The organism is Mesorhizobium shangrilense (genome assembly GCF_028826155.1).
GTDB lineage: Bacteria > Pseudomonadota > Alphaproteobacteria > Rhizobiales > Rhizobiaceae > Arvimicrobium > Arvimicrobium flavum.
On record NZ_JAQGPN010000004.1, the window covers coordinates 62486 to 76179 of the forward strand.

The 13694-nt window shown below is 66.4% G+C and carries 12 protein-coding genes; 8 read left to right on the forward strand and 4 right to left on the reverse strand.

Annotated elements, in window-relative coordinates; genetic code table 11:
* Positions 1–51: 51 nt before the first annotated feature.
* A complete protein-coding gene (locus tag PD284_RS25800; RefSeq protein WP_274631211.1) occupies positions 52–993 on the reverse strand; it encodes a LysR substrate-binding domain-containing protein in 942 nt (313 codons plus the stop codon).
* A 259-nt stretch (positions 994–1252) separates the two neighbouring features.
* Between PD284_RS25800 and PD284_RS25805 the strand changes: the two genes are divergently transcribed.
* From PD284_RS25805 to PD284_RS25820, 4 genes are all read left to right on the forward strand, one after another.
* A complete protein-coding gene (locus PD284_RS25805; protein ID WP_274631212.1) occupies positions 1253–2743 on the forward strand; it encodes an aldehyde dehydrogenase family protein in 1491 nt (496 codons plus the stop codon).
* Positions 2744–2803: 60 nt separating this feature from the next.
* Positions 2804–3865, forward strand: coding sequence for an ABC transporter substrate-binding protein (locus PD284_RS25810; protein WP_274631213.1), 1062 nt, complete (start codon positions 2804–2806; stop codon positions 3863–3865).
* Between the two features lie 133 nt (positions 3866–3998).
* Positions 3999–5681: an ABC transporter permease gene (locus tag PD284_RS25815; RefSeq protein ID WP_274631214.1), complete on the forward strand. Its 1683-nt coding sequence runs from the start codon at positions 3999–4001 to the stop codon at positions 5679–5681.
* A 7-nt stretch (positions 5682–5688) separates the two neighbouring features.
* Positions 5689–6792: an ABC transporter ATP-binding protein gene (locus tag PD284_RS25820; RefSeq protein ID WP_274631215.1), complete on the forward strand. Its 1104-nt coding sequence runs from the start codon at positions 5689–5691 to the stop codon at positions 6790–6792.
* A 53-nt stretch (positions 6793–6845) separates the two neighbouring features.
* Here PD284_RS25820 and PD284_RS25825 read toward each other — a convergent pair whose 3' ends face one another.
* The 3 genes from PD284_RS25825 to PD284_RS25835 are packed head-to-tail and all read right to left on the reverse strand — an operon-like array spanning position 6846 to position 10065.
* Positions 6846–7637 carry an SDR family oxidoreductase gene (locus PD284_RS25825; RefSeq protein ID WP_274631216.1) on the reverse strand — a complete coding sequence of 264 codons (792 nt, stop codon included), beginning with the start codon at positions 7635–7637 and terminating at the stop codon, positions 6846–6848.
* Between the two features lie 37 nt (positions 7638–7674).
* A complete protein-coding gene (locus PD284_RS25830; RefSeq protein WP_274631217.1) occupies positions 7675–9051 on the reverse strand; it encodes an MmgE/PrpD family protein in 1377 nt (458 codons plus the stop codon).
* Between the two features lie 54 nt (positions 9052–9105).
* Positions 9106–10065, reverse strand: coding sequence for a tripartite tricarboxylate transporter substrate binding protein (locus PD284_RS25835; protein WP_274631218.1), 960 nt, complete (start codon positions 10063–10065; stop codon positions 9106–9108).
* Between the two features lie 429 nt (positions 10066–10494).
* Between PD284_RS25835 and PD284_RS25840 the strand changes: the two genes are divergently transcribed.
* The 4 genes from PD284_RS25840 (at position 10495) to PD284_RS25855 (ending at position 13571) form a co-directional block, all read left to right on the forward strand.
* Positions 10495–10809 carry an NIPSNAP family protein gene (locus tag PD284_RS25840; protein WP_274631219.1) on the forward strand — a complete coding sequence of 105 codons (315 nt, stop codon included), beginning with the start codon at positions 10495–10497 and terminating at the stop codon, positions 10807–10809.
* Positions 10810–10848: 39 nt separating this feature from the next.
* Positions 10849–11715 (forward strand): NAD(P)-dependent oxidoreductase, encoded by an 867-nt coding sequence (locus tag PD284_RS25845; protein ID WP_274631220.1) that lies wholly within the window; start codon positions 10849–10851, stop codon positions 11713–11715.
* Between the two features lie 9 nt (positions 11716–11724).
* The gene (locus PD284_RS25850) at positions 11725–12561 is read left to right on the forward strand and encodes an amidohydrolase family protein (protein ID WP_274631221.1); all 837 of its coding nucleotides are present in this window, start codon (positions 11725–11727) and stop codon (positions 12559–12561) included.
* Between the two features lie 149 nt (positions 12562–12710).
* Positions 12711–13571 (forward strand): IclR family transcriptional regulator, encoded by an 861-nt coding sequence (locus tag PD284_RS25855; protein WP_274631222.1) that lies wholly within the window; start codon positions 12711–12713, stop codon positions 13569–13571.
* The last annotated feature ends 123 nt before the right edge of the window (positions 13572–13694 follow it).

A 13694-nucleotide genomic window follows, 5' to 3' on the forward strand; every position in this document is an offset into this window, starting at 1 on the left:
TAGATGGCCTTCGAAAGCACAGCCTCGCGAATGTCCACTCGAGGCGGTCCGCTAGGGGATCGAGCTGACACCTTGCCATTTGAAGCTGCCGATCAGGTCGGCGACCAGATTGCGGATTTCCTGCGCAACGATGGCGCTGGCGTCCGACGATTCTTCGGGCGGACGGGCATACAGGTAGTTGATCCGCTCGAGCCGGCAGTCGCGGATCGGAACGGCGGTCCATTGCGCCGAGTTCGCGCTGCCATGGATGTTCAGGGCGGAGCGTGGCTTGATCGTGCCGCCAACGCCGCGGCCTACGCATTGCATGAGAACCGAGAGCGAATCGATCTCGGCGACCGGCCGCACCTTCAGTTCGAGGCGTTCGAACTCGATGTCGATGCGCCGGCGAAGCCCGTGCGCGCGGCTGGGCAGAAGCAGCGGAATGTCGGCCACCTCTCGCAAGGTAATCCCCTCTTCGTCCTGCGGCAGCAACCGTGCATCCGGCGCATGGACGAAGAACAGCTCCTCGCACAGGAGAGGCAGATGCTGCCACCCAGGGATGGCCTCGGCCGAGAACAGGACCAGCAGGTCAAGCTCTCCGGCAAAGGCCTGCGTCTGCAAGTTGCCGCTCAGGCCTTCGACGAGGTTCAGCGTGATGCCGGGGTGGCTGCGCTGCAGGCGTTCGACGATAGGCACGCCCAGCTGGCAGTTGGTGGTCGGCGGAAGGCCGAGGATGACGTGGCCCGACACCTCGTCGCGGGTCTCCTGCGCGGCCAGAAGCGCGCGGTCGAACTGGCGAAGGATGAACTTCGCATGTCGGTATAGCGCGAGTCCCTTGGCCGTGACCGTCACTCCCCTGTTCGACCGCAGGAAAAGGGGTGCTCCGACCTCCTGTTCAAGCCGGGCAATCTGCTGGCTGAGAGCGGGCTGCGCCACGTTCAGCTGGCGCGAGGCCATCGAGACGCTGGCGCACTCGACGATGCTGGTAAAATACTTCAGTTGCCGCGCGTCCACCCGCCACCCCCCGTTTGGTCGTACCGACGACTGCAGGCTATTGAAATTCCTGCTGGCCAGATTTCCTTCTCTGGCGGTTTCCTCCCGGAATCAAGGCATTTCGAAACTCGCCCCGACGAGCATTCTCGTCCTGCCATACGCTAGCGTTATGGACCCCTCGCAAAACAGTATTTTCGCGTCGTGACGACGCCGGCTAGGACACCGAGCGAGGGCGGTCGCGGCGCGAGCCGTGTCGTCCGGAGCACGAACGGATACCGCCATGACGATCGAGCCTTTGATCCATGCCTTCGAAACGCCGGACCCAGATGGCCTGCCGGTGTGCGGTTCCCTTCTGGCCGAGGGCTGGGTGGCCGGAGATGGGCGGCGGACCGTGGTGCTGGACAAGTATCGCCTCGAGCCGATCGCGCAGGTGGCTGCCACCTCGGCCGCACAGATCGCCCGCATGATCGACGCTGCATCTGGCGCCCGGGCGAGCAATTCCCACAGTCCGCATGACCGTGGCCGCGTCCTGGAGGAGGCGGCCCGCCTGGTCGAAGCGAAGGCTGACGCCTTCCTGGCAGTCATGCAGGCCGAAACCGGCTATGCCACGAGCGATTGCCGCAACGAGATTGCGCGCTGCGTGCAGACGCTGCGCCTTTCGGCCGAGGAGGCGCGGCGCCTTTCCGGCGAGATGGTGCCGCTGGCCGGCGCGCCGGGGCAGGGCGGACGGCTCGGCTTCACCCTCCGGGTGCCAGTCGGCGTCGTGCTTGCGGTGACGCCCTTCAATGCGCCGCTGAACACGGTCGCGCACAAGATCGGTCCCGCCCTGGCGGCGGGCAACGCAGTGCTGCTGAAGCCCGCAAGCCAGACGCCGCGCACCGCCTGCCTTCTGGCGCAGTGCCTGGACGAGGCAGGGCTGGAGACGGGCCTGCTGCAGGTGTTCCATGGCGGGGGCGAGGCTGTCTCCACCGTGCTGGCCGATCCGCGGGTGCGTTTCATCGCCTTCACTGGCTCGACCGAGGTTGGGGCGAAGATCCAGGCGCAGGCCGGGCTGCGACGCACCCAGATGGAGCTCGGCTCGATCGCCTTCACGGTGCTGTGCGACGATGCCGACCTTGACTATGCGCTGCCCCGGGTCGTGGCGGCCGCCTATCGCAAGGCGGGACAGGTCTGTACCTCAATCCAGATCCTGCTGGTCGACGAGAGAATCCGCGCGGGCGTGACGGAACGACTTGCCGCCATGGTGGCGGAACTGCCGCATGGCGACCCCGCGGCGCCGGGCTGCTTTACGGGGCCCATGATCTCGCTGGCCGAGGCCGAGCGGGTCGAACGCTGGATCGCCGCAGCCGTGGAGGCGGGCGGGCGACTGCTCGCAGGGGGGCGGCGCGAGGGCGCAGTCGTGGCGCCGACGCTTCTGGCGGGCGTGCCGCGCCGCGCCGATGTCAGCTGCCGCGAGATTTTCGGGCCCGTGATGTGCATCGAGGGCTTCTCGACGATCGATGAGGCCATCGCCCGGGTGAACGCCACGCCCTACGGACTGGCGACGGGCCTGTTCACCAACCGGCTGGACACGGCGCTGCAGGCGGCGCGCCGGCTGGACGTCGGGGGCGTTCACATCAACGAAACCTCGTCCTCGCGCGTCGATCTCATGCCCTACGGCGGCACCAAGGACAGCGGCTTCGGCCGGGAGGGTCCGCGCGCCGCCATCCACGAGATGACCGAGGAGCGGGTGATCAGCCTTGCCCTGCCACAGAGGCTGGCAGGAGGCTGAGCCATCGCCCTCTACAGGGGGTGACCGCCACTTGCGGCGGCATAACGGGAGGAGACAGCAATGACGGACTTGATCAAGAACCGAAACCTTGCGCTGGGGCGGCCCAGCCGCCGCAGCGTGCTGCAGGGGCTCGGACTCGCCGCAGGTGGAATAGCGCTGGGGGCGCCGTTCGTCTCGCGCGCACAGGCGCAGGGAGGCCCCCTCGTATGGTACGGCACCCCGTCCGTGGAATCGATGGACGGCTGGGCCAAGCAGTTCCAGGCGGCCAAGGGCATTGCCGTGGAGACCTTCCGCGCCGGCAGCATCAAGCTGACCCAGAAGTTCGAGACGGAGCTGGCTGCGGGGCAGCTGCGCTGTTCGGTGATCGACAATGCTTCCGTCGGCATCTTCATGGACTGGGTCGATCGCGGGCTCATCGAAAAGTACGAAAGCCCCGAAGCTGCGGCCTATCCCGAAGACATCCGCGCCCCCGGCTTCTGGACCCCGGTAAAGGGGCTTTTGCCGCTGATCTCGTACAACCTGGACAGCATTCCCGCCGAGGAAGCTCCCAAAAAGTGGGAAGACATTCTCGACCCCAAATGGCGGGGCAAGATGGTCATCGCCGACGCCACGGAAAGCGGCTCGGCCATGCACTGGTTCGCCGCGATGATGAAGCATTTCGGCAAGGACTTCATGGTCGAACTGTCCAAGCAGGACGTGCTCATCCGCCAGAGCTCCGGCGCGGTGGCCGAGACCCTGACCTCAGGCGAGCGGCCGCTGTCGCCGATGAGCCTGGAGTACGCAAGTTTCGAGGCGATCGAGGCGGGCGCGAACCTGCAGCTGGTGATCCCGGAAGAAGGCGTGCCGATGACCTATGTCGTCATGGGCATTCCCAAGGGCGCGCCCAATCCGGAAGCCGGCAAGCAGTTTCTCGATTTCGCCCTGTCGGCCAAGGCGCAGGCCTGGTGGCAGCAGGAATTCCATACGCCGTCGATGCGTAACGATGCGGAGCCGATGAAGCACGCGCGCGGTTGGCGTCCGATCAGCGAGATCAAGCGCATCGCGTCCAGCGTCGACGACCTGCGCGACTTCCACGCCCGACAGTCCGAGCTTCTGGATACCTGGATCGAACTGTTCAAGTGATCCCCGCCGGACCCTGGGGTCCATCCTAGCCACGATCCCCGCGGCGGCCCGACAGGCCGCCGCAGCCTCTAGGAGCAATCCGATGGCTCTTGTCCAACAAGATTCCTTGCGGCCCGCGCGCAGAGCGGGACCTTTGCGCGGCCTGCTGGCGCGGCATCCGCTGCTGCCGGTCATGGTCCTGGCGCTGATGGTCCTGGCGGTGCTGGTGCTGTATCCCGCAGCCATCCTGATCCGGGATTCGCTGACCGGGCCGGAGGGGGAATTCACCCTGCGCTGGTATGCCGAAGCCTATTCGCGCACGCGCACGCTGACGGCGCTGTGGAATACGCTGATCATCGCCTCGGCCACCGCGCTGCTGGCAACCATCTTCGGCACGCTGATGGCCTGGGCCGTCGTGCGCACCGACATGCCGATGCGCCGACTGATAGAAGCCGCGGCGCTGGTCCCCTTCATCTCGACACCGTTCATCGGCGGTCTCGCCTGGATTCTGCTGGCCAGCCCCGAGACGGGGCTGATCAACCAGGCGTGGAAGGCTGTCACCGGTCTCGGGACGCCGCTATTCGACATCCACGGTCTCTGGGGCATCATCATGATCGAGGCCCTCTACGAGATGCCCTACGTCTTCCTGATCGTGGCCGGCGCGCTGCGATCGATGGACCCGACGCTGGAAGAAGCCTCGTTCGCCTCCGGCGCCGGTCTCACCCGCACGACGCTGCGCGTGACGCTGCCCGTAGTGATGCCGGCCATCATCGGCAGCGGCCTCCTCGTCTTCGTCCTGGCGGCCGAGCAGTTCGGCGTTCCGGCGGTGATCGGCGGGCCGGCGCGGATCACCGTGCTGACCACCGCGATCTGGGAAACCCAAGCCGTCTATCCGCCCCGCTACGGCCTTGGCTCGGCCCTGTCGATGACGCTTCTGGTCATCGCGATGATGGGGCTATGGGCGCAAAGGCGCATCCTGGGCGACCGCTCGTTCACCACGGTCGGCGGCAAGGGCGCGCGGCCGCGCCGCGTGGCGCTCGGACCCTGGCGGTGGGTCGCTCTGGCGCTCAGCCTCGGCTATCTCATCCTCTCGGTCGTGCTGCCCTACGCGACGATCATCCTGTCGTCGGTCCGCACGATCTGGACGCAGCATTTCGACCTGTCGCAGCTGACGCTGGAACATTACCGGTGGGTGCTGTTCGACTATCCGATGACGCAGCGGGCGATGCTGAACAGCCTGTTGCTGGCCACCGGTGGTGCGACCGTCGGCATACTGTTCTGTGCTGCGATCTCGTTCTTGGTTCAGCGCAGCCGGGTGCCGGGGCGGCGGGCGCTGGACTATCTGGCGGTGCTGCCCATGGCCTTTCCCGGCGTGGTGCTCGCCTATGCGCTGCTGCGCGCCTACATCACGCCGCCGCTGGTGCTGTACGGCACGATCTGGATCCTGATGATCGCCTATGTCACCCGCTACATCCCCTATGGCGTGCGGTCGACCTCGGCGACGCTGCTTCAGATCCATCCCGAGCTCGAGGAATCGTCGCTGTCGTCCGGCGCCAGCTGGTTCCAGACCTTCCGACGCGTGACGCTGCCGCTGCTGAAGCCAGGGCTGGTGGCGGGCTGGATCATGCTGTTCGTCTCGTTCATGCGCGAGCTCAGCGCCTCGGTCCTGCTCTACTCGCCGAGCAACGAGGTGCTGTCGGTCGCCATCTACGACCTGTGGGCACACGGCAACTTCCGCCCGCTGTCCGCGCTTGCGGTGATCCAGATCGTGCTGTGCCTGTTCATGCTGGTCCTGGTCAAGCGCCTGGCCCGGATCGACACCGACCTGAAAGTCTGAGGACAACATGACCCAACAGAACCCAAAAGCGCTGAAGGTCGAGGGGCTCGAAAAGTCCTATGGGGCGGTGCGCGTCGTCCGCGACGTCAGCTTCGAGGTGGAGCCGGGCGAGTTCCTGTCCCTGCTGGGGCCGAGCGGTTGCGGCAAGACCACGACATTGCGCTGCATCGCCGGCTTCGAACGGCCGGACGAGGGGCGCATCCTCTTCGGCGACACCGCCGTGACCGACATGGCCGCAGGAATATTCGTGCCGCCGAACCGGCGCGGCTTCGGCATGGTGTTCCAGTCCTACGCGGTCTGGCCGCACATGACTGTGGCCGACAACGTGGCCTATCCGCTTTCGGTCAAGGGCGGGATTGGGCGGTCCGAGATTGCCGGGCGCGTCGGTGCGGTGCTGGAGCTTGTCGGCCTGGGCGGACTTGATAAGCGCTATCCCAACCAGCTTTCGGGCGGTCAGCAGCAGCGCGTCGCACTGGCCCGCGCCCTGATCATGAAGCCGGGCGTGTTGCTGTTCGACGAGCCGCTGTCGAACCTGGACGCCAAGCTCCGCGAAAGGATGCGGTTCGAGCTGATCGAGCTGCAGCGCAAGATCGGCGTGCCGGCAGTCTTTGTCACCCACGACCAGGCGGAGGCCATGGTGATCAGCCGCAGGATCCTCGTGATGGACAAGGGCCGCATCGGCCAGATCGGCAGCCCGGCCGAGATCTATGAGCGGCCGCGCAGCCGCTATGTGGCCGATTTCGTGGGGCTGACGAATTTTTTCGACGTCACCGTGACGGGACCGGCTGGCCACAACCGGCATACCGTTTCCGGTTCGCTTGGCGCGATGGAGGCGAGCGCCGACGATCAGCCTGCGGCCGGAGAACGCCGGGCCCTGGCCGTGCGGCCCGAGCGGGTGCGCATGTCCAACACGGCGCCCGACGCGCCCAACGTGTTCGAGGCGGAGCTGGTGAGTTCCTACTTCCTCGGGCCATACAGCGAGTATTTCCTGACCGTTGCAGGTCAGACGCTGCGGGCGCAGGCGACCGAGCGCCTGGCCGCGGAGCCGGGTGAGGCGCTCTACGTCCACATGCCGCCCGAAGATTGCCTGCTGCTGGATGTGGGGGAATAAGAAAAAGGGGCCGGCAGCGGCCCCTTTCGTTTAGATCGATGCGGCGCGCCACATCACATTGATATGGCGACGCCGCCATCTACATGCCAGACAGCGCCGACGACGAAGCTGGCGATCGGCGAGGCAAGGAAGGTCACGACGGCCGCCACTTCCTCTGCCTTGCCCAGACGCCCCAGCGGGACCGTCCTGATCCGCTCGGCCACGACCTGATCGACGGTCTTGCCGGTCATCTCAGCCCACTTCTGCATGGTCTCTTCCTGGCGGTCGGTGTTGATCATGTGCGGCACCACGGTGTTGATGCCGATACCGCGCGGCGCGTACTGCGTGGCCAGCGCCTTCGACAGGCTGAGGACAGCCGCATTGTTCAAGTTCACCGGAATGGTGGTGACATGGGGCTGCCGCCCGCCCAGGCCGGCGATGTTCACCACCCGGCCCGAACCGCGCGCAGCCATCCGCGGCAGCACATGGCGCAGCGCACGGGCATAGCCGAAGAGCTTCTGCTCGAATATGCCGTCACGGAAGGCGTCTTCCTCCAGTTCGAGGAAGTCTGCGGGGGTGACTGTTGCGCCGGCATTCACCAGAATGTCCGGCACGCCCAGCCGCGCCTCGACCCGCTCCACCATCGCGCGCATGGCCTCGTCGTCGCGGAAATCGGCGGCCTCGGTCGTGACGCGGTCGCCATGGGCTTCCGCCAGGCGGGCGCGTGCCGATTCCAGCCGCCCGGGATCACGGGCCACCAACACGACGCGCGCGCCCTCGTTCAGGAGCGCCTTCGCGCAGGCATGGCCGACGCCACGGCTGCCTCCGGTGACAAGGGCCAGCTGGCCCGCCAGATTGAGGTCCACTTCAGTCTCTCCTTGCTGTCTTGGATGGCGACGCGGCTCAGACGCCGGCGAGAGCGTCGTTCAGGACGGCCGTGTCCGGCAATTCCGGCAGGCGCAGAAGCAATGCGGCGAGCCGTTGGGCCCGGTCGGCGCCGAACGCTGGCCCCGCCAGCGCGGCGCAGGCGTGGAACTTTTCCAGAAGATCGTCCCGGTTCATGCGCCGGTCTTCCTGCCACGCCGCCTTGGAACGTCTGGCGCTGAGCACTCGTCCATCGCGCAGGCTGACCTCGACGCGCGCCTCCCACTTGCCTTTCAGCGCAGGGTCGAGATTGACCGTGATGGCATCGGCCGCCGTGCGGGAGGCGGGGTCCAATGTGCGCTCCGGCGCCAGGTCCGCCAGCGAGAAGTTTTCGCGCGCGTGGATGGTGGAGAGGCAGTAGGACAGGTTGAACTGCGCATCCACCTCGGGATTGGCGCCCGGGCGGAAGGGGCGGCCGACCATGTCGACGACGAATTTCGAGCCGTGGACGGCGATCTGCGCCACATCGTCGGGTGCGAAACCGTTTTGCAGCTGGAGGTCGCGCAGCGCGTCCATCGCGGGCTGCGCCATGCCGCAGACCGGATAGCGCTTGAAGCACACATTGTCGATTTCGTAGCGACCGTTCAACGGCGCGTTCAGCGGGGCAGGATCGTAGTCGCCGCCCTCATAGAGGCGATAGTAGCCATACTTGCCCTCGAGCGGACGGGTCGCGCCCGTGACGCCGGCCTGCGCCAGCCAGGCCGCGCGCACGCCGGCTTCGGCCACAAGGCCCGGCTGCATGCGTTTCACCAGGCCGCCGTCCTCGATGCATTGCTGGTTGCCGCTGGCCTGGGCGTAGGACAGGCCCATGGCGCGGGCGATGCCCTCGGCATCCAGGCCGAGGAGCCGGCCCGCCACCGCCGCAGCCCCGAAGCCGGCCACCACAGCGCTCGGGTTCCAGCCGCGGAAGCCCGCGCTTCCGGTATAGCTGCCCGTCGCCCGCGCGAGGCGGCAGATCACCTCGGTCCCGGCGATGATCGCGGTCAGGATCTCGCGGCCGGTCAGGTCAGGCCGCGTTGCCGCAACGGCAAGGGCGGCCGGCACGACGACGATGCCGGAGTGAACCGGAAGGGAATCGTGCAGGTCGTCATATTCCAGCGCGTGCGCGGTGGACGAATTCACCAATGTTGCAGCGGGCGCGGACAGGCGCTGTCCCGTGGCCCAGACCGGCGCCACGCCGCTCGCCATGCCGTCCATGACCGTGCGCAACTCGGGAATGCCGGGCGCATGCACCCCGGCAAGGGCGGATCCCACGGTATCCAACGCCAGGTGCGCGGCCGCGCCGAGGGTGGCTTCGGGGATCTCGTCGGGGTCGAGGCCCCGGACAAGGCGCGCGAGGGCAAGTGTGGCGTCCAAGATTGTTTCTCCTGCGGGTAACGACGGGGCCGGCGTGCGCCGGCCCCGCGAAGATCATTTGGCGAGGTTGAACTTTTCGACTAGCGCCTGCATCTCCTTGGTCATCGCCCCGATCAGCTCGGCCGAGCGGGCGCTATCGTGGAAGACCGGCGGCGCGCCGCCTTCGTGCATTTCCTTCTGGTAGTCGGCGTTTTCGCTGACCTTGGCGCAGACGTCGGTCCAGTAGGACATGACTTCAGGCGCGGTGCCGGGCGGGGCGGCAAGGGCGCGGTAGCGCTCGGACACGATGTCGATGCCCAGTTCCTGGAAGGTCGGTACGTCGGGAATGGTCGGATCGCGCTCGGCGGCCGCGATGGCAAGCGTGCGCATTTTGCCCTTCTGGGCCACCGCGAAGATGGCGCCGGCGACCATCATGTCGGTCGTTCCGGCCAGCGTCCCCTGCAGCGCCTGCGAGCCGCCCGTGAAGGGCACCTGGGTGAACTTCACGCCTGCCTTGTCCTCGATGAGGAGGGTGGTCATGAAATCTGCGCCGAGCGTGCCGGTGTTGGCGGCCTTGACCTTCTCGGGGTTGGCCTTGGCGTGGTCGAGCAGATCCTGCAGCGTCTTGTGAGGGCTGTCCTCGCGCACCAGGAGAACGTCGGGCACCGCTGCGAAGATGCAGATGTGCTGGAACTGATCCAGCTTGTAGCCGGTGGCCGACGGCTTGGTCAGCACCGGGATCACGTTGAACGGAGGCGTCTCCAGCGTCAGCACGTAGCCGTCGGGCGTGGCGCGAACGAATTCGGCCCACCCGATGGTGCCTCCCCCACCCGGCTTGTTGACCACGACGACCGGCTGTCCCGCCAGTTTCTCGGCATATTTGCCGAAGGTGCGCATCGAGGTGTCGGCGCCGCCGCCCGGATCGAACGGCACGATCACCTCGATGGGGCGTTCGGGATAGTCCGCTCGGGCGGCAGTCGCGGCGGCCAGCGCGGCAATGCCGGCCAGCAGCACTGGGTGCAATCTGAAAGTCATTCTCTTCCTCCTCCGTTGGATGGTGGCGCTGGGCTGCCTGCCCTTCGCACAGTCCTGCGACGCTCCGTGGCGCTTCTTCGGACGCCACTTCACAAATGCGGCCTTATCGCCCTTCGCATATCAGCCGATATCCCATTTATTGATCCGCAATAGCACGATAATTGGGAGATGTGAAGACGACTCTTGGCTTGCTGGTCGCCGGTGGCACAATGGGGCAGCATCTTCTGGAGCATCCGCCGCGCTGGCCGGCTTTCTCAGCGAAAATGCATTCGCGATGCGCGCGTTGAAGGCTCCGATCGCAGAAAAGCGCTCGAATCTTTCTTGACAATCTCAATAGTGGCACTCATACGATCCAATAAATGGGAAATGCGCTGATGATCGTTCATCGCTCGCGCATCCCCAGGGCTTCATTCCCAAGAAGGGCTGCAGATGATCGTCGAAGAGCGCATTTATACCGTTCGGGCCACCATGACGGGGGCCTTCCTCAAGATCGTGGAGTCGGGCGGCTACGCCATCCAGTCCGAGCATCTGGGCAAGCCCTTCGGCTACTTCTCGACGGAGTTCGGGCCGCTGAACCAGATCGTCCACATGTGGCGCTACACCGACATGGAGGACCGGGCGCGGCGTCGGGCGGCGCTCGTCGCCGATCCGCGCTGGGCCCCGATCCGCGACCAGCTGTCGGCGCTGATTGTCAGCCAGGAGAACAAGCTGCTGATTCCGGCAAAGTTCGCGCCGGTGAACTGACCGAAACGGCCGCAATACCAGATAGAGTGGAGGAAAGCGGTGGAGACCGTAGCATTTTTCGGACTTGGCAACATGGGCGAGCCGATGGTCGCCAATCTCCTGGCCAAGGGGTTCGCAGTGCACATCGTGCAGCACCGTAGGCCAGACGCGGTGGAGCGCCTGCGCGGCGCGGGAGCCAAGGTGTTCCCCGACGCCGCTGCGGCGGCGCAGGGCGTGAAGCTGGTCATCCTCGCGCTTCCCGGGTCTGCCGAGTCGGAGGCGCTGCTGACTGGTCCCGGTGGACTGATCGAGGCGTTGCCGCACGGGGCGGTGGTGGTTGATTGCTCGACCGGCGAGCCGCCGGTAACGCGGCGGCAGGCAAAACTGCTGTCCGGGAAGGGCATCGGGCTGGTCGACGCCGGGCTGACCCGCGGCGTCGCCGGGGCGAAGCAGGGCAAGCTGGCCTATTTCATGGGCGGGACCGAGGCCGACATGGCCAAGGCGAAGCCAGCGCTGGACGCCATGGGCGACACCTTCTTCCATATGGGGCCGGTCGGTTCCGGGCACGAAGCCAAGAACCTGTCCAACGCGCTGAGCTATGCGACGGTCGCGCTGGCCTGCGAGACGCTGATCCTGGGGCGCAGCCTGGGCCTCGATCCAGCTCGCCTGCAGGAGGCGCTGATGGCGGGAGCCGGCAGCAAGGCGCTTGAAGCCTACGGCCCGCGCATCGTCAGCGGCGACTATGCGCCGGTCCGCGTGTCGATCGGCAATGCCTGCGCGCATCTCCAAACGACGGAGCACATCGTGCCCGAGGGCCTGGGCCTGAAGCTTCTACCGCAGGCGCTGCAATCCTATCGGCGGGCCGACGGCCAGGGGCTGGGCGGACAGGACATCTCGGCAATTGCCGAGCTCTGGCCCCGGAGCTGAGGCGCGGACATGGCCGTGATCGACTTCCGCCTGCGCCCGCCGGTCGGGGGCTACCTGGACATGCTGATGTATGCCAACGCCCCTCGTCGCGACCGGGCGACGCGGATGCACGGGATGGAGCCCGCTCCATCGGCCAGCAAGCAGTCGATCGACCTGCTGCTGGCAGACATGGACCGGGCCGGGGTGACGCTTGGCGTCATGGTCGGTCGCTCCTCGCGGGTCTACGGCTCGGTGTCGAACGAGGACCTCAAGCGGATCGCGGCGGACTATCCGGGGTGGTTCCTCGGCATCCCGGCGCTGGACCTGTCCGACTGGCGCGCGGCGCGGCGCCAGGTCGATCAGGCCGTGTCCGACGGCTTCCGCGCGATCGGCATGGAGCCGGGCGCGGCCGAGCAGCCACTTCATACGGACGACCGTCGCCTCTATCCGCTTTACGCCCGCATCGAGGAGGCCGGCTTGCCGGTGGTGCTGATGGCCGGCGGCGGGGCAGGGCCGGACCTTTCCTATACCGATCCGGTGCATGTCGACCGCGTGGCGGCCGATTTCCCCGATCTGCGAATCGTTATCACCCATGGCGGTTGGCCCTGGGTGCACCAGATCCTGCACGTCGCCTATCGTCGCCCGAACGTCTACCTGTCGCCCGACCAGTACATGGTCAACATGCCGGGGATGGCGGACTGGATCAGCGCGGCCGACGGCTTCCTTGCGGACCGGCTGATCTACGGAAGTTCGTATCCATTCCTGCCCGTCGACGCCTGCGCTGACTGGTTCCGCGCTCTGCCGATCCGGCCTGAGAACATGCGTCGTGTGATGCACGACAACGCCGCGCGCCTTCTCGGATTGTAACAGCAACCCCCGCATGCGGGGGTTGCCCATCGCATGGCAAATGGTGTGTTGTCTGGCGCGATTGCCCCCCGGGGCGCTGCATGAAACGGAGCGACGGAACGATGGCCCGGAAAGCGAAACCGGCTGATGGAGGAGATGCGAACGCGCTCATGGCGGCCGATCCCGAGTCGGCAACGGGCGAACTCTTCGCACCCAGCCCACATGACGGCCCGCTGGACCGGCGAGAGTTCGGCTCGGCCCTCGGGCGGGCGCTCGACATGCTGGAAACCGTACTGGAAACCGATGGTTCGCTGGGCATGCAGGAGATCTGCACCCGTCTCGACCTGCCCCGGCAGTCGGCGCACCGCATCCTCAACCAGTTGCTCGACCTGAAGCTTCTGCAGCGCCATGTGGCGCGAGAGCAATTCACCATCGGCCCGCGGCTGAAGGTCCTGTCGTTGAAGGCCAGTTTCAGTTCGCATCGCACCGGGCCTTGGCATGTGCTGTTGCAGGATCTCGCCATGAAGACCCGCGAGACCTGCCACCTCGGCATCCTCGATCAGGACAGGGTCCTCCTGATCGACCGCATCGAATCGGAATTCGCGCTGCGGGTGAACTCGGAAATCGGCCGCCGGCTGGAGCCGCATTCCTCGTCGATCGGAAAGCTGCTGATGGCGCACCTGCCCAGGGCGCGCCGGCAGGCCTTGCTGCAGAACGCCATGCCGCTCAAGCAGTACACGCCCTACACGCTGACCGATCTCGACGCGCTGGAAAAAGACTTCACCCAGATCCGCCGCCGTGGGTTCTCCTATTCCGACCAGGGCACGATGCTGGGCATGTTCAGCCTTGCCGCCCCCGTCAAGGACGCGCAGGGGCGGGTCATGGCCGGCGTGGGTGTGCAGGCCCCCTTCGTTCGCACCACGCTCGAACGCGGGCTCGAAGAGTTTGCTCCGACCCTGATGGACTGCGCCGCCCGCATGTCCGCCCTCCTGCAGCAGGAAGAAGCCGAAGCGGCCGCCAAACCGGTTTGATCCCGCCGTTTGGCGATCGCGACGCCCGGTCCTTGGCCGGGCTTTCAGGTGCAAGTATGCGTCGCCTATAAGTATTATATTTCCCGAAATAAGAATTGAATATTTGCGCAAAATGGGAAATGC

What these genes read in the sequence shown, in the direction of transcription:
- PD284_RS25805 (WP_274631212.1), top strand. Translation starts at nt 1,253, where the DNA reads ATGACGATCGAGCCTTTGATCCATGCCTTCGAAACGCCGGACCCAGAT.
- PD284_RS25855 (WP_274631222.1), top strand. Translation starts at nt 12,711, where the DNA reads ATGGCGGCCGATCCCGAGTCGGCAACGGGCGAACTCTTCGCACCCAGC.
- PD284_RS25810 (WP_274631213.1), top strand. Translation starts at nt 2,804, where the DNA reads ATGACGGACTTGATCAAGAACCGAAACCTTGCGCTGGGGCGGCCCAGC.
- PD284_RS25840 (WP_274631219.1), top strand. Translation starts at nt 10,495, where the DNA reads ATGATCGTCGAAGAGCGCATTTATACCGTTCGGGCCACCATGACGGGG.
- PD284_RS25835 (WP_274631218.1), bottom strand. Translation starts at nt 10,065, where the DNA reads ATGACTTTCAGATTGCACCCAGTGCTGCTGGCCGGCATTGCCGCGCTG.
- PD284_RS25850 (WP_274631221.1), top strand. Translation starts at nt 11,725, where the DNA reads ATGGCCGTGATCGACTTCCGCCTGCGCCCGCCGGTCGGGGGCTACCTG.
- PD284_RS25820 (WP_274631215.1), top strand. Translation starts at nt 5,689, where the DNA reads ATGACCCAACAGAACCCAAAAGCGCTGAAGGTCGAGGGGCTCGAAAAG.